The sequence below is a fragment of the Streptomyces fildesensis genome (assembly GCF_016107395.1).
GTDB lineage: Bacteria > Actinomycetota > Actinomycetes > Streptomycetales > Streptomycetaceae > Actinacidiphila > Actinacidiphila fildesensis.
On sequence record NZ_JAAIKO010000001.1, the window covers coordinates 29,825 to 49,743 of the forward strand.

The following is a 19,919-nucleotide window of genomic DNA, read 5'->3' on the forward strand; positions in this document are numbered from 1 at the left end:
GCCGGGGCGGTGCGGTCCTGACGACCGCCCCGCGCACACGCACCGCCCCGCGCACACGCACCGCCCCGCGCACCCGCACCCGCACCCGCACCACCCCGCCGTAGCGCGGCACCGCCACCGGGAAGGAACCGCGATGAATCGCATCAGGGTCGTCGGGCTCGGCGTCCAGGGGATCGAGCAGCTCACCCTCGCCGGACTGCGCCAGTTGCGGGAAGCCGAAGCGGTGCTCCACCTGGTCGACCCGGCCGTCGAGGTCCGCGAACTGACCGACCGGCCCACCGAATCGCTGCACGCGCTGTACCTGGCCGGCGTACGCGACCACGACGACTTCGGCCGGCTGCTCGGCCGCATCCTGGACCGGGCGCGGTCCGACGGCGATATCGCCGTCCTGCTGCCCGGCGATCCACGGCTCGGCGTCACGGTCGTCCAGCAGCTCCAGCGACTGGCCGACGCGGGTGAGCTGACCCTGCATGTCGAGCCGGGCGTCTCACACTTCACCACCACCGTCAACAACCTGGGGATCGACCCGCTGGAACGCGGCACCCTGGTCGTCGACGCCCATCGCCTGCTGCTCTTCCAGCAGCTGCCGAACCCCGCGTTCAACACCTTCGTCTACCACGTCGACGGCGCGGACCAGGCGGAACTGCTCCAGCGGCTGCTGCTGCGGGCCTACGCCGCCGAGCACCCCGCCTGCCTGGTCGAGGCGGGCCCGGCCGCGGACGGCACCTCCGCCGTGGCATGGGGCCGGGTCGGCTCGCTGTGCGAACTGCTCGCCAACGTCCCCTTCGCGAGTCCGCTCTACCTCCCGGCCGCCGTTCCGCACCGTGTCGACCGCGCCGTCCTGGCCCTGCTGACGCCGTTCCGCTCCGAGCCGGCCGAGCCGGCCACCTGGTGAATGAGCCCCCGGAACACCGCGGTTGACGCACCCGACGCACGCGTACCCGCCGATGCCGTCTTCCCGGGCGACGCCACCGCCGTGGCCGCGTACCGGAACCAGCGCCGCCTGCTGCAGAAGGAGGCGGTCCTGGGGCGCGGCGAGCTGATCGAGAGCGTGCTGCGCGGCCGCCGGGCGGCCCTGGCCGGACTCCGCGGAACCCCTTGGCTGCGGCGGCTGATCGACAGCACCCACCGGCAGGTCCGGCAGGTGATGGCGCGCCCCGAGTACGCGGACGTCCTGCCGCTGCGCCGCTCGATGCTGACGTTCCTCGCCGAACTGCCGCTGCCCATCCCGGCCGACAGCGTCATCCTGCGTCACCCCACCCACGCGCCCGCCGCCGAGATCCTGGCCGGGCTGCCGGAGCTGCGGCACCGGCGGGCGGAGGTGACGCGGATCCTGGCCGAGTCCTCGCTCCAGGAGACCGGCACCCCGTTCCGCACGGTGGACGACGACAACGGCCGGGCGATCGTGCTGGGCCAGGACGCCCCCACGATCGACGCCCTGGCCGGCATCGCCCACGAGCTGGGCCACTGCCTGTACGAACGGGCCCGCCCGGGGCGCTCGGTCCGGTCGCAGTTCGCGTCGGAACGGCTCGCGCACTGCCTGGAGGAGCGGCTGGTCGCCGCGTACCTGCGGGAGCGCGGCAGCCCCGAGGAGTGCCGCGACTGGTGGTCCTACCAGCGCCGGGTGGACGCCCACAATCTGTACTTCTTCCGGCTGGAGCGGGCACTCATGTACGAACAGCCCGACTCCGTACCGGAGTTGATGCCCGAGTCGACGACGTCGTTCCGTGAGTCGCTGTTCATCCTGCCGGGCTACCAGGTGGTGTACGCCCGCGCGTCACTCGCCCGGCTGCCCGCTCATGGCGGTGCGTAGGCTCACCGGCCGCATGTCCGTCCAGTGCGCCTCGATGTGGTCCAGGCAGGCCTGCCGGCCGCTCTTCTCCAGGACGATCCGCCAGCCGGCGGGCACGTCGTTGGCGGCGGGCCACACGGAGTACTGGCCCTCGTCGTTGACCAGTGCCAGATAGGTGGCGTCCGGGTCCTCGAACGGTGTGCTCAACTGCTCGTCCTCTCCCTGGGTACGGGTTGCTGCGGTTTGTGGACTTCCAACAAGTGCGCGACTCACGTGAGTTCGGCGGTCACGCCATTTCGGTGACGCTGAGCTGAAGGTCCACCGGCAGCTCCTGCCGGCTGCTGATGCTGAGCTTGCGGTAGACCCGCGTCAGGTGCTGCTCGACGGTGCTGACGGTGATGTAGAGCTTCATCGCGATCTCCCGGTTGGTGTGCCCGTGCACCGCGAGCATCGCCACCCGCTTCTCGGAGTCGCTGAGCTTGGCCTCCAGGTCCGCGTAGGCCGCCACCGGCGCCGGATCCTCCGGCACCCCGCCCGCGGCGCTGTGCCCCGGGAGGGTCTTCTCGCGCAGCGCCTCGGCCCCGCACTCCTGCGCCAGGTGCCAGGCCCGCCGGTTGACCATGTTGGCGCGGGTGGGCTCGCCCAGTTCCTTGAGCACCTGGCCGAGTTCGGCCATGGACCGGGCCAGCTCGTAGCGGTCGCCCGACCGGCGCAGCTCGTCGACGGACTTGGCGAGCAGGATCTGCCGCTCCCTGGGCTCACGCGTCGCGGCGCGCAGCCGCAGCGAGATACCGGACACCCATGGGTTGGCGGCGTCGCGGGTGGCGAGCTGGTCGGTCACGAAGCGCTCCGCCTGGTGCGCCTCGCCGAGCTGCAGCAGCGCCTCGGCGGCGTCGGTGCGCCACGGCAGCAGCAGCGGCCGGTCCAGCCCCCAGCGCTTGGTGCGCCGGCCGATGTCCAGGAAGTCGCCGAGCGCGGCGTGGTAGCGGCTGGTCGCCAGGTGGTACTGACCGCGGGCGCGCAGATAGCCGAGCCCGTGGAAGCTGCCGGCCAGGCCCTCGGGGACCGGCTGGCTGAGCACCCGTGCGGCCGCGTCGTAGTGGCCCATCGCGGTACGGGCGCGGACCAGTGTCGCCGCCACCCCGCACAGGAAGACGCTGCCGCCGCGTTCCGGCACCAGCTTGAGGGCATGCGCGGCCCGCTCCTCGGCGCCCTGCAGATCCCCCTGGCGCAGCAGGGCCTCGGCCCCCAGCGAGGTGAACAGCGCCTGCCAGCCCGGGGCTTCGCGGCGGGCGGCCTCCTCGCCGATGACCTGGCTCCAGTGCACGGCCCGCTGCGCGCCGCCCAGGTGCAGCAGGACCCGCAGGGCCTGCACGATCGGCTCCACGGTGGCGGCCGCGAGGGTCGTGCCGCGCAGGAACAGTTCGGCGTCCTCGGCGGCCGTGCCGTCCTGCACGCCGTCCGGGATCGCCCACAGGGCGGCCGGCGCGACGGCCACCGTGGCGGCGTTGACGCTGGAGTGCGCGGCGGTGGACGGTGGCGGCGAGCCCGCGGCGCGGGTCCGCCCGCCGGACCAGCGCGGGAAGGCGGACAGCCCGTCCAGCGGATCGTCCCGGTGCCCCGGCAGCTGGCCGCCGGGTCTGCTGCCGAGCGCCGAGCCCAGCGACGAGACCGGTGCCGTGCCGTGCTGCGGGTCGGGCCGGCGGCCCGTGTCACCGGTCGCGGTCGCGAGCCGAGCGAGTACGTCGCCGGCCTCGTCGATCCGCCCCTGGGCGGCCAGCAGCCGGGCCAGCGGGCCCATCCGGGCGGGGGCGAGCCGGTCGGCGCGCAGCGCGTCCAGCGGTTCGGCGAGGTGCCGTTCCGCGGCGCCCGGGTTGGTCCGCCAGGTCACGGCGGCCAGCCGGGTGCGGAACTCCGCGCGCTGCTCGTCGTCGGTGCACCCCTGGTACGCCAGCTCCAGGCAGGCGGCGGCCGGTACGGCCTTGCCGTCGGCGAGCAGCTGCTCGGCCGCCGCCCGCAGGACCGGCACGGCCCAGTCCTCGTCCGCGTGCTGGGCGGCGAGCAGCTGGCCGGCGACGGCCGACGCGGGCATGCCGTACTGGTGCGCGAGCCGGGCGGCCCGCCGGTGCAGTCCGGTGCGGGCGGCCGGATCCATCCGGTCGAGGAGCGAGCGGCGCACCGCGGGGTGCCGGAAGCGGAAGCTCTCCAGGATCCCGGCGGCGTTCAGCGCGGCGACCCCCTGGACCGCCGCGGGAGGGGTGATGCCCAGCAGTTGCGCGGCCAGTTCCGCGGTGCCGGTCCTGCCCAGGACGGCCAGCGCCTCGGCCAGCTGGGTGGTCCGCGGCCCGCAGCGGTACAGGCACGCCAGTACCGCCTGGGTGAACGCGCCGCCCGCTTCCGGCTCCGGGATCGCGCCCGCCGGGGAGTTGCGCCGGGCGACCCGGTACTCCTCGACAAGCGCGCGCAGCAGCAGCGGGTTGCCGCCGCTGACGGTCCAGAAGTGGCCGGCGTGGTCGGCGAGCCGCTCGTCCCCCGCCGTGTCCGGCTGCCCGTCGAGTCCCTGGGCGAGCACCTCGGCGACGGCGTACCGGCCGAGCCGCTCCAGACGGACCCGGGTGAAGTTGGGCTGCCGCAGCAGCTCCGTGCCGAACACCGGGTCGTCGCTGCGCTCGTGCACCGGTTCGGTCAGCACCAGCAGGATCCTGGCGTTGCGGGCCCTGCGGGCCAGCTGCAGCAGATAACGGCAGGACAGGTCGTCCACCAGATGCAGGTCGTCGACGCAGATCACCACCGGCGTCCGCGTACTGAGGTCATGGACGGCGTCGCTGAACGCCTGCATGGCCTCGATCCTCGACGGGCCCTGGTTCTGCGCCGGTTCCGGCAGTGTCCCGGGCGGCGCGCTGTTGACGAGCTGCCCCAGTACAGCCAGTGGCAGGGCCCGTTCCGCCGCGGATCCCATCGCGCGCAGCACGACGGCACCGGCCTTCTCGGCCGACTCGGCGACGGTGTCGGCGAGTTCGCTCTTCCCGCAGCCGACCGCGCCTTCCACCAGCACGATCCGGGCATGTCCTGCCATACATCCGGCCAAGGCCGTATCCAGTAGCGCCAGTTCCGCCTCACGGTCGATCAGCACCATCTTCGCCCCACTGTCCCCGTAATCCAGTGCGGTCCGCGCTCCCACCGGCCGGAATAACCGGCCTTTTTCCCCAGGGGAAGCGCATTGGCACTGGCGAATTGAAACGGAGGATTCTCCCCGTTGAATCAGGAATCCAGTGTAGGCAGGGAACTCGCGCCCCACGGTGGCCGGAAGTTGCCCTGCAGTAAGTACTCCAGCGGCGCGCGAGTGCCCGCCCGGGGTGCTGTCGGGCGGGGCAGGTCAGAGGGCCGTGGCGGGCTCCGGAAGGATCTGCCGCGGTACGTTCCTGGGGTGTCCTGGAGTGCGCCACTCACGGGGGTAGCCGACCGACACCTCTTCGAACCGCACGCCGTCGTACCAGGTGGTGCGCGGAATGTGCAGGTGGCCGTAGACGACGGCGGCGGCCCGGAATCGGGTGTGCCAGTCCGCGGTCAGCTCCGTTCCGCACCATTGGGCGAATTCGGGATAACGCAGGATATTCGTCGGGTCCCGCACCAGGGGGAAGTGGTTGACGAGGACGGTCCGCAGTTCGGGATCGCAGGCTTCCAGCCGCTGCGCGGTCTCCGCCACCCGGGCCCGGCACCACGCGTCCCGCGAGGGGTAGGGATCGGGGTGCAGCAGGAACTCGTCGGTGCAGACGATGCCGGCCTCGTAGGCCTGCGCGAGCGACTCCTCCTTCGTGCCCGCGGTGGGCGTGCGGAAGGTGTAGTCGTACAGCAGGAACAGCGGCGCGACGACGACCGGGCCGCCGGGGCCGCTCCACACCGGATACGGGTCCTCCGGGCTGTGCACGCCCAGCGAGCGGCAGACCTCCACCAGATGCCGGTAGCGGGCCTCGCCGCGCAGCTGCACGGAATCGCCGTGCGGGGTCCACAGGTCATGGTTGCCCGGCGCCCACACGACATGGGCGTAGCGCAGGCTCAGCAGTTCCAGCGCCCACTCGATGTCCTCGAGCATCTCGCCCACGTCGCCCGCGACGATCAGCCAGTCCGACGGGTTGTCCGGGCGCAGCTCCTCGAGGATCTTCCGGTTCTCCGGATGCGCGACATGCAGGTCACTGATGCCCAGCAACTTCCCTTGAGACATCCGATGAGGGTAGAACGGCGAAGAGTGGGGAAGAACCCCTAAGTCCGGGCAGGCACCCCCTGCCCCCGGCCCCACGGGCCGCCTTGTCATGGCGTGTAGCAACCGCATGGCAAGCCGGCGCGCGCCCGTGCCTGCCGACCGGCAGGCCGTCCGCACGCCCGCTCCCGGATAGCAGCTGCCGACCATGAATCGGGTCTGTGACCTGCCCTGTCAGCGCCGCCGGAGCATCGTTCGTTGTCCCGTGACCCCCCGGAACGGCAGCGTGGAAATCGCTCGCCACACACCGGAGCGAGCACGCAGCAGACGCCGACGAGGCGTCGGACGAAACGGGGCTCCCATGATCGCGCAGCTGCTTCCCACCGAGGTCGTCGCCGTGGACGCGACGATGGATCCGCCCGAGGCGACCCTGTTCCCGGAGGAGGCGGAGCAGATCCGCAACGCGGTGGAGAAGCGGCGGCTGGAGTTCACCACGGCGCGCTGGTGCGCCCGCCGCGCCCTGGCCGGGCTCGGCCTGCCGGCGATGCCGATACTCCCCGGCACCCGTGGCGCGCCGCAGTGGGCGCCGGACGTGGTCGGCAGCATGACGCACTGCAACGGCTACCGTGCGGCGGCCGTGGCCCGCACCAGTGACATCGCGGCGATCGGGATCGACGCCGAGCCCAACGACACCCTCCCGGAGGGCATCCTGGAGTCCATCGCGCTCCCCCAGGAGCGGGGTTGGGTGCGTCAGTTGATGCGGACGGCCCCCGAGGTGTGCTGGGACCGGCTGCTGTTCAGCATGAAGGAGTCGGTCTACAAGGCCTGGTTCCCGCTCACCGGCCGGGAGCTGGACTTCGAGGACGCGCTCATCACCGTCAACCCGGTGGCGCGTACCTTCCGCGCCCGGCTGCTGCTGCCGGCGTCCGCCCTGAAAGAGGGGGACCCCACGGGTTTCAGCGGCCGCTGGTCGGCGGGCGGTGGCGTACTGGTCAGTGCGATCGCGGTTCCGGCCACGGTTCCCGCGACGGTGGGGGCACAGCAGAACGCTCCCTACCAGATCCTGGTAGGGAGCGCTGCGTGAATCAGGCCGAACGACCGGGGATGGTCAGTCCCCCGGGATGGTCAGTCCCATTCGTCGTCATCAGCGTGTACGTGCCCCGTGTTGTAAGCCGCAGGAGTGCTGATGGCATCCCCCGCCTGACGTTCCAAGGTCTGCGCCTGCGCCGGGGAGTACCCGACCGCCAGCGCCGCGACCGCACTTGCGACGAGTATCGCCCGTACGGTCACACTCTTCATATTCGCCGAAACCCTCATGTTTCCCCCAAAAGGATCGGTCTAACGGACTTCACTGCTGTGCTGCCGTCACTTGAGGCTCACTAGAGCCACTGTCCGACCCGCACACAATGCCCAGGTTCGAATCCCCGCTCCAAGGCCAACCCGATGGCCTAAGCTTGCATGGCAGCAACTTCACAGCTCACGGGGGAGCGCCACGGATGGCCGGAAGCGGCAATTCCAGTTCGGAGTTCGCCGAGTTGGACGACTTGAGCGCTGCCGCCTACGGGGCCGCCGTCGAGTTCGGACGGTTCGACCGGGCGGACATCGCGGAGCGACTTTCGCTCACCACGCCCGAGGTCGACCGGGTGGAACACGTCCTGCGACTTCTGCATCTTCTGCAGCCGATGCCGGGTGATCCCGACGTGCTGGTTCCGGTGGGACCTGACGTCGCGGCCGCGGATCTGGTGGGATCCGCCGAGCATCAGATCCGGGATCTGCAGCAGGCCGTCACCGATGTGCGGTCGAAGCTGCTCTCGCTGATGCCGCGGTACTTCGAGGGACGCCGGATGCGCAACCGGCTGGAGGCCTTCGATGTCATCAGCGACAAGGACACCATCCAGTCGATGATCAACCACCTGACGCAGCAGTGCCGCAAGGAGCTGCTCACGGTGCAGCCCGGCGGCGCCCGCTCGTCACCGTCGCTGGCGTCGGCCCGCCAGCGCGCGCTGAACACGCTGGACCGGGGGGTGCGGATCCGCACCATCTACCAGCACACGGCCCGCAGCGACCTCGCCACCAGGGCGTATGTCCGGGACATCTCCGCCGAGGGCGCCGAGGTCCGCACCGCGGACGAACTCATCGACCGCATGATCATTTACGATCGGGAGACCGTCTTCCTGCCGGAGCGCAAGTCGGCTTCGAAGACCCCCGGCGCGGCGATCGTCCGCGAACCGACGCTGGTCGCCTTCCTCTGCGCGGTCTTCGAGCACCTGTGGGACGGCGCCACCCCGTTCAACCCCGACAGCCAGTCGACGTCCTCGGGGACCGACGATCTCCGCGCGTCGATCATCCGGCTGATGGCCAAGGGGTACAAGGACGAGATGGTGGCCCGCCGGCTCGGCATGTCGGTACGCACCTGCCGCCGCCACATATCGGAGATCACCGAACAGCTCGAGGCCACCAGCCGGTTCCAGGCGGGGTTCAACGTCGCGCTGTCCGGGATGCTGGACCAGTTCGGCCTCAAGGAGTGACGACCCCGGGGACAGCGACCCGGAGAAACGTCACTCCTGCTCATTGAGCGCGGCGGTGATCGCCTCCGCGGCGTCCTGGTCGAGCATGGTCGTGATGTCGGTGTCCAGCACCGCGCCGAAGCCCGCGTCGTACACCGCCGCGCTCACGCAGTAGCCGGTGTCGAGCACGAAGGTACGGAACGCCCACTCGGACCCGGTCCCGGCCGTGCCGTCCGGGCGCTGCACGCGTACCGGCTTGCCGTCCGGGCCGAACCCGAACTCGCTGAACCGGAACTGCATGCCCTGCCCGATGGCCTTGCTGTACGCCTCCTTGAGGGTCCACAGCCGCACCAGGCTGGGGTTGCGCTGCTCCTGTTCCAGCGAGGCGAGGGTGACCAGTTCGTACGGCGTGCACACATGGCGGCCCAGGCCGCTGCCGTACATCTGCCGGTCGGTCCGTTCGGCGTCCACGCCGATCAGACCGCGGGTGGTGAGGCCGACCAGCAGCAGGTCCTCGGTGTGGCTGAGGCTGATGTCGATCTGGTCGCAGCCGCGCAGATACGGCCGCCCGGTCGGCCCGTAGGCCAGCTCCAGGTCGTCGGGGTCGCCGTTGAGCACCGCGCCGGCGGCGAACTTCAGCAGGATCCGCGAGGCGGCGTAGCGGCTGCGGACGGCGGGGTGGGCGAGGTCGAGATAGCGGGACCAGTCCCGGCCGAGCAGCGCGCGCAGTTCCTCGCCCTCGGGCAGGTCCGGCTGCAGATCGGCCAGCTGGGCGTAGATCAGCGCGGTTCCGTAGGCCGTCAGGTCGGCGCGGACCCTGTCCCAGGCGGCAACCCTCGCGCCCACCTCGACCGGCTCGCCGAGGGGTGGGCCGAGAGTGGAGTTCCCGGGGACGGTCATCCTTGCTCCTCCAGACGGTGGATCAACAGCATTGGGTGTTCCAGGTGCGCGGTGGCGCGGGTCTCACGGTGCGGCGGCTCTCGCGCCGCCGGCGACCAGGGAGTGGATCTGCTGGAAGGTGCGGGCCTCCAGGACCTGCCGGACCGGGATCCGGCGCCCGGTCTCGTCCTCCAGCAGTGACACCAGCCGGAGCAGGTGCAGCGAGTCCCAGCCCTCGACGTCCGCGAGGTCGGTGTACGCGTCCCGGTCGGACAGTTGCAGGCCCAGTTCGGTGCGCAGCAGCCGCAGAAAGCCGCCCAGGTCGTCGATGCCGCTCATCGGCGGTCCCCTTCCGGTCCGTCGTTCCGGTCATGCCCGTCGTTCGGGCCGCCCGCGTCGAGCCGTTCGATCCGGGCGTCGAGGGTGAGGTGTTCCGGCACCGGCAGGACCGTTCGCAGGTCATGGCGCAGAAGTACGCCGGCACCGTCGCCGTCCTCCCCCACCTCCTCGAAGCCGAGCGAGGGATAGAAGTCCCGCACCCGGTGGTTCTTCGCGGTCGGCCGGTACCGCGCGTGCACCGCGGCGAGTCCGGCGTCCCGCGCCCGCTCCAGCAGGACGGCAACGCAGCCCTGCTCGATGCCCCTTGCCAGAACTCGGCAGCTCAACCAGATGTTGTCCAGATGAAGTCCGTCGGCCGCGCGATGGCCGAGCACCGCCCCGACGAGCCCGTTGTCGCCGAACCGGTCGGTCGCGCGCGCGACGAGCACCAGCTGCCGCGGATCGGCGGCCCGTGCCTCCAGGTCCGGCTGCGCCAGCCGCAGTCCGGTGAGGTTGAACTGGTTGGTGCGCTGCGTGAGCTGGGCGAGCCGGGCGAACTCGTGCCCCAGGGGCGCGCTCAGCTCCACCCCCACCTTGAGCTCGCGCAGGAAGTCCGCGTGCGAGCCGCTGCCCTCGCGCAGCTCCCGGCGCTCGCGCTCCACCCGGTACTGCCCGGTCCTGGCCCGGTCCTCGTCCGTCAGCCGGGGCGTGTCGAACCAGCCGTCCGCCAGCAGCCGCGTCACATGCAGCGCGGGTTCGTCGTCGAGCGGGACGACGGCGACCTGCGGGGCGCCGTGCCGCACCTGGGCGCGTTCGGCCGGGGAGTCGTCGGCGAGGACGAGGGAGTCGAGGCCGATGCCGAGGCGGTCGGCGATATCGGCGACATTGCCGTCCTTGGGCCGCCAGTTGGCGTTGACCTGCACGAAGTCCGTCTCGCGCAGCACCATGTCGGGGTGGTCGCGGAGCACGGCGAGCACCGGCTCCGCATCGTTCTTGCTGCTCACGGCGAGCAGCACGCCCTGCGAGCCGAGCTGCTTGACGGTCCGCTGGAACGCCCCGAAGGCCTCGCCGCGCAGCGTCCCCGCCGCCGCGATCCCGTCCGCCCCCGCGTCGCCCAGGATGCCGTCCCAGAGCGTGTCGTCCAGGTCGAGGACCAGGCACTTCTTCGTCATCCCGCGCAGCGACCTGGCGAGATGCGCGGCCTCCCGGGCGTAGGCGGCGAGCAGCGCCGCGGTGTACTGGGCCTTGGCGTAGCCGGCCAGCCGGGGATCCAAGACGGGGCCGGTGTCGGCGATCAGCGGATCGAGGTCGATGACGGCCAGGCCCGGGAAGCGTTCGGTCAGCCGGAGCAGCGCCGCGTTGAACTCCCGCCACACCGCGCCGAGTCGGGCCCGCGAGCGGTGGTCGACGAGCTGGTGGGTGTGGCGGCGCAGCAGCGGCAGGGTGTTGAGCACGAGCGTGCCGCCGGTTCCGTCCGCCGTCCCGGCGAGCCGGGCGTGCTCGGCGGCCAGGCCGGTGAGCCGCTCCAGTACGCCGTCGGCGGCGCGGGACAGCGCGGCGACGTCCCAGGGCAGCGGCACCTCGGAGAAGACGGTCTCGGCGTCGAGCAGACACAGCGAGAGGTCGGCTCCCAGACCGTGGAAGAGCCCCTGCTCGGAGGTCAGATCGTGCAGGTAGGCGCCGTGGTCGCCGAGCACGGGGTGCAGCAGCAGCCCGTGCCGGGCCAGTTCCGCGGTGAGCGGGTCGACGAGCTGGGCCACGGTGGACTGGCCGGTGACGGCGACGGTGACGACAGGGGTGCCCGGATGGGCGGCCAGGACGGCGGCGCGGTCGAGGCCGGCGAGCAGCCGGCCGGCGCGCGGCAGATCGGCGGCCGCGGACGTGCCGGGGTCGTCGGTGAGCTCCGCGAGCAGCGGGGCGACCCGGTCGTACTCCGCCTCGAGCCGCCCGAGTGCCTTGAGCTCGCGCAGCCGTTCCAGTCCTGTTGTCATGTAACGCAATCCGTCCTTCTCAGACCTTCTCAGACCTTCTCCAGAGCGAGCCCGGTCTTGATCCACTTGCTGGACTCCACCGCGATGGTGAGCGCCCGCTGGCCGACCCGCAGTTCCGGCAGCAGTCGTTCGATCTGCTGGAAGGGCAGGGCGTTGCCGGTGTTGCCGGTGTCGGAGACACAGCTGATCTCGCGGGCCCCCGGCACCGCCAGGTGCTCGACGATGCGCTGGGTCATCCGGGTGGAGAGCTGCGGCGGCAGCAGGAAGTCGAGGTCGCCGATGCCCCAGTCCAGCAGGCCCAGGAGGTCCCAGAGGATCTCCACGGCCATGACGGGGACGCTCTCCTCGATCTCCTTGTAGTCCTCGGAGATCATCTGGCGTTCGGTGTGCCGGTCGGTGATCCCGTACCAGTCGATGATCTGGCCGGGCGGCCGGCCGAGCCCGGCGAAGCGGTTGAGCACCCCGCGCAGCGCGACCCGTTCCCCGGCCGGCTCCGCGGTGAGGACGGCGGCGCCCGCGCCGTCCCCGAACAGCACGTAGTTCACCAGCTCCTCGGTGGGCATCCGGCTCAGGTCGCGGCGCAGGTCGAGATGGCGGTTGGTCACGTCCCCGCCGATCACCAGCCCCGCTCCGCAGCCGCCGGCGATCAGCGAACGTCCCAGGTCGATGGCCTGCACCGCGCCGGAGCAGCCGGCCTGGAGCTGATACGCGGGCAGGTAGTTGAGCCCGAGCCGGTCGGCGACCCGGGCGGCGGTGGTCGGCAGCAGGGTGTCGGGGGTCGCGGTGGCGAGGACGAGGAACTCGATGTCGGAGGCGTCGAGTCCGGCGCCGGCGATGGCCAGGTCCCCGGCTTCCGCGCACAGGTCGGTGAGGCTCTGGTGGACCTCGCCGGTGGCCAGGTCCCAGGCGAAGTGCCGGGTCCTGGTGCCGACGAAGATGTCGATCCACTCCTCGCTCACGCTGAGCAGCTTCCCCAGGGTGCTGTTGTCCACCGGCGCTCCGGGCAGCGCTGTACCGGTGGAGGCGAGGTACGCCGTCGTCCCGGTCATGGCGTACGCACGCTGACGCACTCGGTCAGGAACTCAGCCAGCGAGCCGACGGACCGCAGCGCGGGCAGGAGTTGCTGTACGGAGATCTCGCCGGCGCTCGACAGCCGCGCCTCGATCCGGTCCTTGAGCTGCATGATCATCACCGAGTCGAATCCCAGGTCCTCGTAGAAGCGCGCCGAGGCCACCACCTGCTCCAGCGGATAGCCGCCGACCTCCGCGACGGCCTCGACGACGGCGGCCAGCACCGGGTCCCGCTCCTGCGACAGCGCGTCCAGCCGGGCGGGTGGAGCGTCCGCCGGCTCGGCGAACTCGGCCGGGAGCGCGGCCGGGGGGCCCAGCGAGAGCACCGGCTCCCCCGGGCGTACGGCGGCCTTCGGGCTCCTGGCGGTCTGCTCCGACGGCTCGGCCGGCCGGTTCCAGAAGCGGTGCCGGTCCGAGAACACATACGGCCGCAGCCGTTCGGCCGTGCGCTGCCGCGGTGCGTAGAGCGCGTCCCACTCCGGGTCGAGTCCGGCCCGGTAGAGCGCGGCGACCAGTTCGGCCAGGTCCCGGCCGGACGCCTCGGCGCCCGGCGCCGGGTGCAGGAACTCGATGTCCCCGCGCAGCCCGGCCCGTCCCGCCAGCGGCAGCAGCTGCGGCTTGGGGCCGATCTCGATCAGATGGGTGGGTGCCAGCGCCTCGTTGAGCGCGCCCAGCGCGGACGAGAAGAGCACCGGCTCGGCCGCCTGGCCGGTCCAGTACGCGCCGTCCATCGGCTCGTCGCGCAGCATCCGCCCGTAGCGGGTGGAGGCCAGCGGCACCTGTGGCGGCGCGGCGGCGACGGTGCCGGCCGTCTCCGCGAACCGGGACAGCGCCGGGGCCATCAGCGGTGAGTGGAAGGCGTGCGAGACCGGTACGGCCCTGGTCCGCACCCCCCGCGAGCGCAGGATCTCCGCGATCCGCTCCAGCGCCTTCACGGCGCCGGACAGCACCACGTCGGCGGGCCCGTTGACCGCGCCGAGGCCCACCTGCGGCTCGTCGTCGAGCAGGCTCCGCAGATCGGCGGGGCTCGCGTTGACCGCCAGCATGCCGCCGCCCGCGGGGAGTTCCTGCATGAGCGCGCCGCGGACGGCCACCAGCCGGGCCGCCTCGTCCAGGCTCAGCACTCCGGCGAGCACCGCCGCCGGGTACTCGCCGATGCTGTGGCCGAGCACGGCGGCAGGCTGGACGCCGAGTTCGGTGAGGGTACGGGCCAGGGCGTAGCCGACCGCGAACAGGGCGGGCTGCGCGGTGCCGGTCTCGTGAATGCGCTGCTCACCACCCAGGATCAGATCGCGGACGGAGCCCCCGGTGTGCGGGGCGAGGGCCGCGTCGGCCTCGTCGAGAAAGTGCCGGTACACGGCGGAGTCACGGTGGAGCCCTGCGGTCATCGCCGGGAACTGGCTGCCCTGGCCGGTGAAGAGGAACGCCACCACGGGCCGGCTCCACGGCCGGTGCGCGACCCCGCCGGGCAGGTCCTGCCCGGCGGCCTGCCGCAGCCCCGCGGCGAGTTCCGCGGTGTCGCGGGCGGTGAGGGCGAAGCGGAACGGCAGCCCGGTCTTGATCCGGTTGCTGCTCCAGCACAGCGCCGCCGCCTCGCCGCGCGGCCGCTTCGCGACGGCCTCCGCCTGGTCCGCGAGATTGCGGCGCAGCGCTTCCGGGGTGTCGCCGGTGAGGGTGAAGACGCCCGCCGCGCCGGCGGCCGTGTCCCGCCGGACGCCGGACCCGACGGCCTTGTTCCTGGTCCTGGGCGCGGTGGCGAGCACCGCGTGCGCGTTGGTACCGCCCATGCCGAAGCTGCTCACCCCGGCCACGGCCTCGCCGGGCGGCAGCCGCAGCGGCGACTTCAGCAGCCGCAGCCCGCGCTCCGCGAGCCGCAGCTGCGGGTTCTCGCGGTCCGCGAACCGGCTGGCCGGGACGATCCGGTGGTGCAGCGCCAGCGCCGCCTTGATCAGCCCCGCGATGCCCGCCGCGCCCTCGGTGTGCCCGAGGTTGCCCTTCACGGAGCCGATGGCGCACGGTTCGGCGCGCTCCACACCGTGCACCGTGCCCAGCGCCGCGCATTCGATGGCGTCGCCCAGCACCGTGCCGGTGCCGTGCGCCTCGATGAACGAGACCTGCTCCGGGGTGACGCCGGCCCGCCGGTACGCGGCCTCGACGACCTTCTGCTGCGACCAGCGGTTGGGGGCGGTGACACCGTTGCTGCGGCCGTCCTGGTTCACCGCGGTGCCGCGGATCACCGCGTAGATCCGCTGCCCGTCGGCGAGCGCGTCCGCGGTCCTGCGCAGCACGACCAGGCCGACGCCGTCACTGCGCGCGATGCCGTCGGCGTCCGCGCTGAACGGACGGCAGCGGCCGTCCGAGGAGGCCAGCCCCAACTGGGTGTAGACGATGCCGAGCGCCGGGGACAGCACCAGGTTCACCCCGCCGGCCAGCGCCGTGTCGCACTCGCCGGACAGCAGCGCGTTGGCGGCCAGGTGCACGGCGACCAGCGACGAGGAACAGGCGGTGTCGACGGCGAGGCTCGGCCCGGTGAGGTTCAGGTGGTACGAGATCCGGTTGGCGGTCATCCCCGCGCTGCTGCCCGCGCCCAGCTGCGGGGTGATCTCCGTGTGGTCGCCCATCCGCAGCCGGCCCCACTCGCCGCCCATCACCCCGACGAAGACACCGGCGTCCGTGCCGGCCAGCGCGCCCGGGGCCCGCCCGGAGTCCTCCAGGGCGCGCCAGGCGCACTGCAGCAGCAGCCGGTGCTGCGGGTCCATCGCGGCGGCCTCGCGCGGCGCCACCGAGAAGAAGTCGTTGTCGAAGGCGTCCGCGTCGTCGATGAAGCCGCCGCGCGTCATCTCCGAGTGCACGGCGCCGGGCTCCTGCGAGGCGTAGTCGCGGGGGTTCCAGCGCTGCTCCGGAATGTCGCCGACGGCGTCGCCGCCGCGCATCAGCAGGTCCCAGTACGCGTCGCTGCCCGGCGCTCCGGGGAACGCGCAGTCGAGCCCGACGATGGCGATGGAGTCCATCAGCGGTTGTCCTCCCCGACCCGTGGGATCTCCACTGCCATGTACCCGACGAGGCTCTCGACCGTCGGGTGGTCCCACAGCAGGGTGGGCTCCACGTACAGCCCGAACTGGTCCTCCAGGTCACCGCACAGGCTCAGCGCGGCCACCGAGTCCATGCCGAACTCGGCCAGCGGCACCGTCGGGTCGATGCTGTCGGCCGGGCGGTTGAGGTAGAGCGCGAGCCGGTCGAGCAACCAGCCACGGTGCAGGTTGTCGGCGAGCACAGCACTGTGCCGGGTCGTCGGAGCGGTCATCGCTGGACTCCTTGGGTACGCGTCAGGCCCATGAACCGTCAGCCGGGAATGGGAGTGTTGTAGAGGTCGTAGCTGCGCTGGGCGCTGAAACGGACGTGGACTTCGTGCCGGAGCCGGGTCTCGCACTCCCCCGGCAGATCGGGGACCTTCGCGCCCAGCCGCCGCGCGATGCGGTGCAAGGCAGCGGCCGCCCAGGCCGGGTCGGCCAGGAACGGGTCGGAGCCGTCCTGGTTGTGCCGCCACACCCCCAGCACGGCGGACGCCGCGAGCAGCAGCGCGTACCGGTCCATCAGGGCGAACGAGGCAGGACCCACCGGGGTGGTGCGGTCCGCGGGCTCCAGGGCCAGGACCCGGTCGCGCAGATCGCGGAACTCCTCCACCAACTGCCCGGCCAGCCCGCGCAGCGCCTTCTCCACCGGGCTGCGGCCCGGAATCGCGGCGGCGACCGACAGCAGCGACGCGCTGAGGCTGTCGCGGCCGCAGGCCAGGCTGAGCGACTCGGTGTGCAGCGGCGGCAGTTCGGCGCGCGGCCGGAAGAGCCCGGCGGGCGCGTCGTCCTCGACGAACCAGGACTGCCGGGCCAGCCGGTGCAGCTGCGGGATGACGGTGGCCTGGCAGGCCACCGATCCGGCGTGCCCGAGGCTGAGCACCGGCACGTCCCTGACGTGCTTCTGGAAGATGCCCAGCGTGCCCTCGCGGGTGTAGAACCCGGCGCCGAGCACGATCGACAGGTCGTACATCGTCTCGGTGAGGATCCGGGGCAGCAGGTACTTCAGCGCCGCCGAGTACACGCTGGTCTGCGTCGGCAGCAGATGGATCGCGCGCATCGCGACGAGCGCCAGGCTGTCGTACAGCAGCAGGTTGACGAAGGCTCCGGTCGCGGCGGCGTCGGTGCGCTGCGCGTCGGAACGGGCGCCGGCCCAGCCGCCGCCACGGTGCTCGTGGTCGAAGCGGACCGCCGTGCGCAGGCTGGTGTCCACGGCCGCGAGCGCGGTCGCGGCGATGACGGTACGGCTGATCTGGAAGGACCGCAGCGCCGTCTCGATACCGCTGCCGACCGGCCCGAGCAGCGCGGACTCCGGCACCGGGCAGTCGTCGAACTCCAGCCCCGCGAAGGCGTTGCCGCGCAGTCCGACCGGCATCTGGTGCGGCACGATCCTGGAGCGGTCCACGGGCAGCTCGCCCGGGTTCAGCAGCAGCACCGAATGGCTGCGGCTGCCGGGCGCCGGGTCGGTGCGGCAGAAAAGCACCAGGGCTTCGGAACGGGCCAGGTTGTTGATCACCGGCTTGCCGCCGCTGAGCAGGAACCCGCCGCCGTCCGCCCGCCGCGCCGCGACCTGGCTGCGGACCAGCTGGTTGCTGTGCGCCGTCTCGTGCTGCGCGATGGCCGCCTTCGCGCCCCGCAGCATCGAACCGGCGAGCCACTCCTGCTGCTCGTCGCTGCCCGCCATCCAGACGTCGGAGGCGGCCATGTACGACATCATCCCGTAGCTCATGCCGAGCCCGACGTCCCGCCGGAAGACCGGGCGCATGACGCGGACGAGGGTGTCGATGGAGTCCAGCCGGCCGCCGAGCCTGCTGGGGACGAACTCGCGGTTCATCCCGAAGTCGTCGAGCAGCGCCTCGCCCCGGGTGAACGGCACCGCCGCCCGGTCGGCGTTCAGCACCGCGTGGTAGCCGCAGGGATTGCCGGGATCGGTGGGATCGCCGAGCAGCGCCTCCAGTTCGGCGACGCGCGCCTGCACCGCAGCCTCACGCTGCTGCGGTGCGGGTGCTTCGGCGAGGGCGGCGGGGCCGCCGGTCGCGGGCCTGGTCACCACGGCCTGCCTCTCCCACCGGCGGGTTCCGGTTGCAGCAGGTCCTCGCCGAGCAGGGTGTCGCGGGCCCGCACCTCGGCGTGCACGGCCGGGTCCAGCGCCTCGTACTCGCCGCGCAGTTCGCCGTCGAGGAACAGCTGCCGCATCAGAGTGCGCTGCACCTTGCCGCTGGTGGTCCTGCGGACCGTGCCCGGCCGGACCAGCAGGACGTTGCCCGCCGGGATGTTGAAGTCCTGGCCGATCATCGCCTGCACCTGCTGAGCCAGTGCGCGCAGGCTCGCCGCACTCGCGCCCTCGCCCTTGACCTCCTGCACCACCACCAGCTGCTCGCGCCCGGCCTCGACGCTGAAGGCGGCTCCGGCACCGTGGGCGAGCGCCGGGCTGATGGCGCGCACCGCGAACTCGACGTCCTGCGGGTACACGTTCCGCCCGTTGATGATGATCACTTCCTTGAGACGGCCGGTGACGAACAGCTCGCCGTCCTCCAGCACACCCAGGTCCCCGGTGCGCAGGAACCCGGTCTCGCCGTCGTTCAGGGTGCCGTGGAAGGTCGCGTCGGACTCCTCCGGCCGCCGCCAGTAGCCCTGGGCGACGCTGTCGCCGCGCAGCCAGATCTCACCGACGGCGCCGGCCGGCAGCTCCCGGTAGCCGGCCGGGTCCACGATCCGTACGTCGAAGTCGGTGACCTGTCCGCTGCTGACCAGGGTCCGCTGCGGCTTGCCCGGCTCGGCCGCCGCCAGCTGGTCGCGCTCCAGGGCCTTGGTGTCCGCCTGCTTCTCGGTGAACGGGGCGTCGGGGACGCCGCCGGACACGATGAGGGTGGCCTCGGCCAGCCCGTAGCAGGGGTACAGCGCCTGGGGCCGCAGCCCGGCGGGGGCGAAGCGCTCGGCGAACGCCTTGAGGGTGTCGGCGCGGACCGGCTCGGCGCCGTTGAGCGCGAGCCGCCAGCGGGACAGGTCGAGCGCCGCGATCTGCTCGTCGGTGACGCGGCGCAGGCACAGTTCGAAGCAGAAGTTGGGGCCGCCGCCCGCGGTCACGCCGTACTCGTCGATCGCCTGCAGCCAGCGCACCGGCCGCTTGATGAAGGAGGTGGGCGACATCTGCACCGAGGAGCTGCCCAGCCAGAGCGGGTGCAGCAGGTGGGCGATGAAGCCCATGTCGTGGAAGTGCGGCAGCCAGCCGCCGAACCGGTCCTCCGACGTGGTGCCCAGGGACCGGGCGATGGCCGCCTCGTTGGCCATCAGGTTGCGGTGCGAGACCATGACGCCGCGCGGGTCGGAGACCGAGCCCGAGGTGTACTGCAGGAACGCCAGGTCGTCGGGGCGGGCCGCGACGGGCTGCCAGGCGGCCGGGTCGCCGAAGCCGGTGTTGTCCGTGGCCAGGCAGACCACGTCCTCGCGGCGGGCCCGGGAGAGCCACAGCGCGATGTCCGGCGCGTTGGCCCGGTCGGTGAGCACCAGCTTCGCTCCGGAGTCCCGGATCACCGCGGAGGTACGGCTCAGCCGCTTCTCCTGGCCGGCGTCACCGGGCAGCGGCGCCGGCACGGCCACCGCTCCGGCGTACAGGCAGCCGATGAACGCCTTCAGGAACTCGGCCGTCGTCGGGTACAGGAGCAGCACCGGCTGCCCCTCCACGCCGTGCAGCTGCAGGACGGAGGCGATCCGCCGCGCTTCCCGGTCCAGCTCCGCGTAGGTCAGATGCTCGGCCGCCATGGCCGGTCCCGCGTCCCGGAGGAAGACATGGGCGTCCGCGTCGGCGAGCTCCGCGGCCCGTTCCAGGACAAGCTCGGTGAAAGTGGCGAAGCCTGACAATGACATCCCCTCGACATCCCCTCGCGGCGCAGCCACCGGTCCGCTGACAGACCGGCGTGGAACGGGTCCCGCACATGTCGTTGGAGGATCGGTCGAGTGGCTAAAGCAGCGGTTGCGTGAACCGGTTGACACGGCCGACCAGCGGCCAAGAGGATGGATTGGAGGTTGGTGACGTGCGTCACCGATCCTGCGGAGCGGACCCCCGGCAGTTCCTGGAGGAGCCGTGCGGAGC

At 72.3% G+C, this 19,919-nt stretch carries 16 protein-coding genes; 4 read left to right on the plus strand and 12 right to left on the minus strand.

The window, feature by feature from the left end:
• Nucleotides 1-133: 133 nt before the first annotated feature.
• Together C6N31_RS00085 and C6N31_RS00090 are read left to right on the plus strand one after the other, a co-directional pair.
• A complete protein-coding gene (locus C6N31_RS00085) occupies nucleotides 134-895 on the plus strand; it encodes an SAM-dependent methyltransferase (RefSeq protein ID WP_198356981.1) in 762 nt (253 codons plus the stop codon).
• Nucleotides 896-1,813: a hypothetical protein gene (locus tag C6N31_RS00090; protein WP_198356982.1), complete on the plus strand. Its 918-nt coding sequence runs from the start codon at nucleotides 896-898 to the stop codon at nucleotides 1,811-1,813.
• Here the strand turns inward: C6N31_RS00090 and C6N31_RS00095 are convergent.
• From C6N31_RS00095 to C6N31_RS00105, 3 genes are all read right to left on the minus strand, one after another.
• Nucleotides 1,778-1,999: an MbtH family protein gene (locus tag C6N31_RS00095; RefSeq protein ID WP_138350851.1), complete on the minus strand. Its 222-nt coding sequence runs from the start codon at nucleotides 1,997-1,999 to the stop codon at nucleotides 1,778-1,780. The two genes, C6N31_RS00090 and C6N31_RS00095, sit on opposite strands and share 36 nt — an antisense overlap.
• Nucleotides 2,000-2,078: 79 nt before the next feature.
• Entirely contained in the window at nucleotides 2,079-4,928 is a 2,850-nt protein-coding gene (locus tag C6N31_RS00100; RefSeq protein WP_138350852.1) for a helix-turn-helix transcriptional regulator, read from the minus strand.
• Nucleotides 4,929-5,168: 240 nt separating this feature from the next.
• Nucleotides 5,169-5,996, minus strand: coding sequence for a metallophosphoesterase family protein (locus tag C6N31_RS00105; RefSeq protein ID WP_381586450.1), 828 nt, complete (start codon nucleotides 5,994-5,996; stop codon nucleotides 5,169-5,171).
• Between the two features lie 355 nt (nucleotides 5,997-6,351).
• Between C6N31_RS00105 and C6N31_RS00110 the strand changes: the two genes are divergently transcribed.
• On the plus strand, nucleotides 6,352-7,074 hold the full coding sequence (locus C6N31_RS00110) for a 4'-phosphopantetheinyl transferase family protein (RefSeq protein ID WP_138350854.1): 723 nt from the start codon (nucleotides 6,352-6,354) through the stop codon (nucleotides 7,072-7,074).
• Nucleotides 7,075-7,115: 41 nt separating this feature from the next.
• Here the strand turns inward: C6N31_RS00110 and C6N31_RS00115 are convergent, their stop codons facing one another.
• Complete coding sequence (locus C6N31_RS00115; RefSeq protein WP_187145010.1) at nucleotides 7,116-7,289, minus strand: hypothetical protein; 174 nt, start codon at nucleotides 7,287-7,289, stop codon at nucleotides 7,116-7,118.
• A gap of 197 nt (nucleotides 7,290-7,486) precedes the next feature.
• Here C6N31_RS00115 and C6N31_RS00120 point away from each other — a divergent pair, with 197 nt between their 5' ends.
• On the plus strand, nucleotides 7,487-8,518 hold the full coding sequence (locus C6N31_RS00120) for a LuxR C-terminal-related transcriptional regulator (protein ID WP_138350855.1): 1,032 nt from the start codon (nucleotides 7,487-7,489) through the stop codon (nucleotides 8,516-8,518).
• A 30-nt stretch (nucleotides 8,519-8,548) separates the two neighbouring features.
• On the opposite strand, the gene C6N31_RS00125 is transcribed toward C6N31_RS00120, so the two are convergent.
• The 8 genes from C6N31_RS00125 to C6N31_RS00160 form a co-directional block, all read right to left on the minus strand.
• Nucleotides 8,549-9,397, minus strand: coding sequence for a 4'-phosphopantetheinyl transferase family protein (locus C6N31_RS00125; RefSeq protein ID WP_138350856.1), 849 nt, complete (start codon nucleotides 9,395-9,397; stop codon nucleotides 8,549-8,551).
• A gap of 63 nt (nucleotides 9,398-9,460) precedes the next feature.
• The gene (locus C6N31_RS00130) at nucleotides 9,461-9,715 is read right to left on the minus strand and encodes a phosphopantetheine-binding protein (RefSeq protein ID WP_138350857.1); all 255 of its coding nucleotides are present in this window, start codon (nucleotides 9,713-9,715) and stop codon (nucleotides 9,461-9,463) included.
• Nucleotides 9,712-11,685 (minus strand): HAD-IIIC family phosphatase, encoded by a 1,974-nt coding sequence (locus tag C6N31_RS00135; RefSeq protein ID WP_198356983.1) that lies wholly within the window; start codon nucleotides 11,683-11,685, stop codon nucleotides 9,712-9,714. Before C6N31_RS00135 ends, C6N31_RS00130 begins: the two co-directional genes overlap by 4 nt.
• Nucleotides 11,686-11,714: 29 nt before the next feature.
• Nucleotides 11,715-12,734 (minus strand): 3-oxoacyl-ACP synthase III family protein, encoded by a 1,020-nt coding sequence (locus tag C6N31_RS00140; protein ID WP_198356984.1) that lies wholly within the window; start codon nucleotides 12,732-12,734, stop codon nucleotides 11,715-11,717.
• Nucleotides 12,731-15,766 carry a type I polyketide synthase gene (locus C6N31_RS00145; protein ID WP_198356985.1) on the minus strand — a complete coding sequence of 1,012 codons (3,036 nt, stop codon included), beginning with the start codon at nucleotides 15,764-15,766 and terminating at the stop codon, nucleotides 12,731-12,733. Before C6N31_RS00145 ends, C6N31_RS00140 begins: the two co-directional genes overlap by 4 nt.
• Nucleotides 15,766-16,059, minus strand: a complete 294-nt coding sequence (locus C6N31_RS00150; protein ID WP_138350861.1) for an acyl carrier protein — start codon at nucleotides 16,057-16,059, stop codon at nucleotides 15,766-15,768. The genes C6N31_RS00145 and C6N31_RS00150 overlap by 1 nt, the downstream gene beginning before the upstream one ends.
• 38 nt (nucleotides 16,060-16,097) lie before the next feature.
• The gene (locus tag C6N31_RS43530; protein ID WP_307811121.1) at nucleotides 16,098-17,879 is read right to left on the minus strand and encodes an acyl-CoA dehydrogenase family protein; all 1,782 of its coding nucleotides are present in this window, start codon (nucleotides 17,877-17,879) and stop codon (nucleotides 16,098-16,100) included.
• On the minus strand, nucleotides 17,873-19,693 hold the full coding sequence (locus C6N31_RS00160) for a fatty acyl-AMP ligase (RefSeq protein ID WP_198356986.1): 1,821 nt from the start codon (nucleotides 19,691-19,693) through the stop codon (nucleotides 17,873-17,875). Before C6N31_RS00160 ends, C6N31_RS43530 begins: the two co-directional genes overlap by 7 nt.
• Nucleotides 19,694-19,919: the final 226 nt, after the last annotated feature.

Excerpts from the sequence above, each read along its gene's own strand:
- C6N31_RS00085 (WP_198356981.1), top strand. The coding sequence starts at position 134 with ATGAATCGCATCAGGGTCGTCGGGCTCGGCGTCCAGGGGATCGAGCAG.
- C6N31_RS00090 (WP_198356982.1), top strand. The coding sequence starts at position 896 with ATGAGCCCCCGGAACACCGCGGTTGACGCACCCGACGCACGCGTACCC.
- C6N31_RS00100 (WP_138350852.1), bottom strand. The coding sequence starts at position 4,928 with ATGGTGCTGATCGACCGTGAGGCGGAACTGGCGCTACTGGATACGGCC.
- C6N31_RS00110 (WP_138350854.1), top strand. The coding sequence starts at position 6,352 with ATGATCGCGCAGCTGCTTCCCACCGAGGTCGTCGCCGTGGACGCGACG.
- C6N31_RS00115 (WP_187145010.1), bottom strand. The coding sequence starts at position 7,289 with ATGAAGAGTGTGACCGTACGGGCGATACTCGTCGCAAGTGCGGTCGCG.
- C6N31_RS00120 (WP_138350855.1), top strand. The coding sequence starts at position 7,487 with ATGGCCGGAAGCGGCAATTCCAGTTCGGAGTTCGCCGAGTTGGACGAC.
- C6N31_RS00125 (WP_138350856.1), bottom strand. The coding sequence starts at position 9,397 with ATGACCGTCCCCGGGAACTCCACTCTCGGCCCACCCCTCGGCGAGCCG.
- C6N31_RS00130 (WP_138350857.1), bottom strand. The coding sequence starts at position 9,715 with ATGAGCGGCATCGACGACCTGGGCGGCTTTCTGCGGCTGCTGCGCACC.
- C6N31_RS00135 (WP_198356983.1), bottom strand. The coding sequence starts at position 11,685 with ATGACAACAGGACTGGAACGGCTGCGCGAGCTCAAGGCACTCGGGCGG.
- C6N31_RS00140 (WP_198356984.1), bottom strand. The coding sequence starts at position 12,734 with ATGACCGGGACGACGGCGTACCTCGCCTCCACCGGTACAGCGCTGCCC.
- C6N31_RS00145 (WP_198356985.1), bottom strand. The coding sequence starts at position 15,766 with ATGGACTCCATCGCCATCGTCGGGCTCGACTGCGCGTTCCCCGGAGCG.
- C6N31_RS00150 (WP_138350861.1), bottom strand. The coding sequence starts at position 16,059 with ATGACCGCTCCGACGACCCGGCACAGTGCTGTGCTCGCCGACAACCTG.
- C6N31_RS00160 (WP_198356986.1), bottom strand. The coding sequence starts at position 19,693 with ATGTCATTGTCAGGCTTCGCCACTTTCACCGAGCTTGTCCTGGAACGG.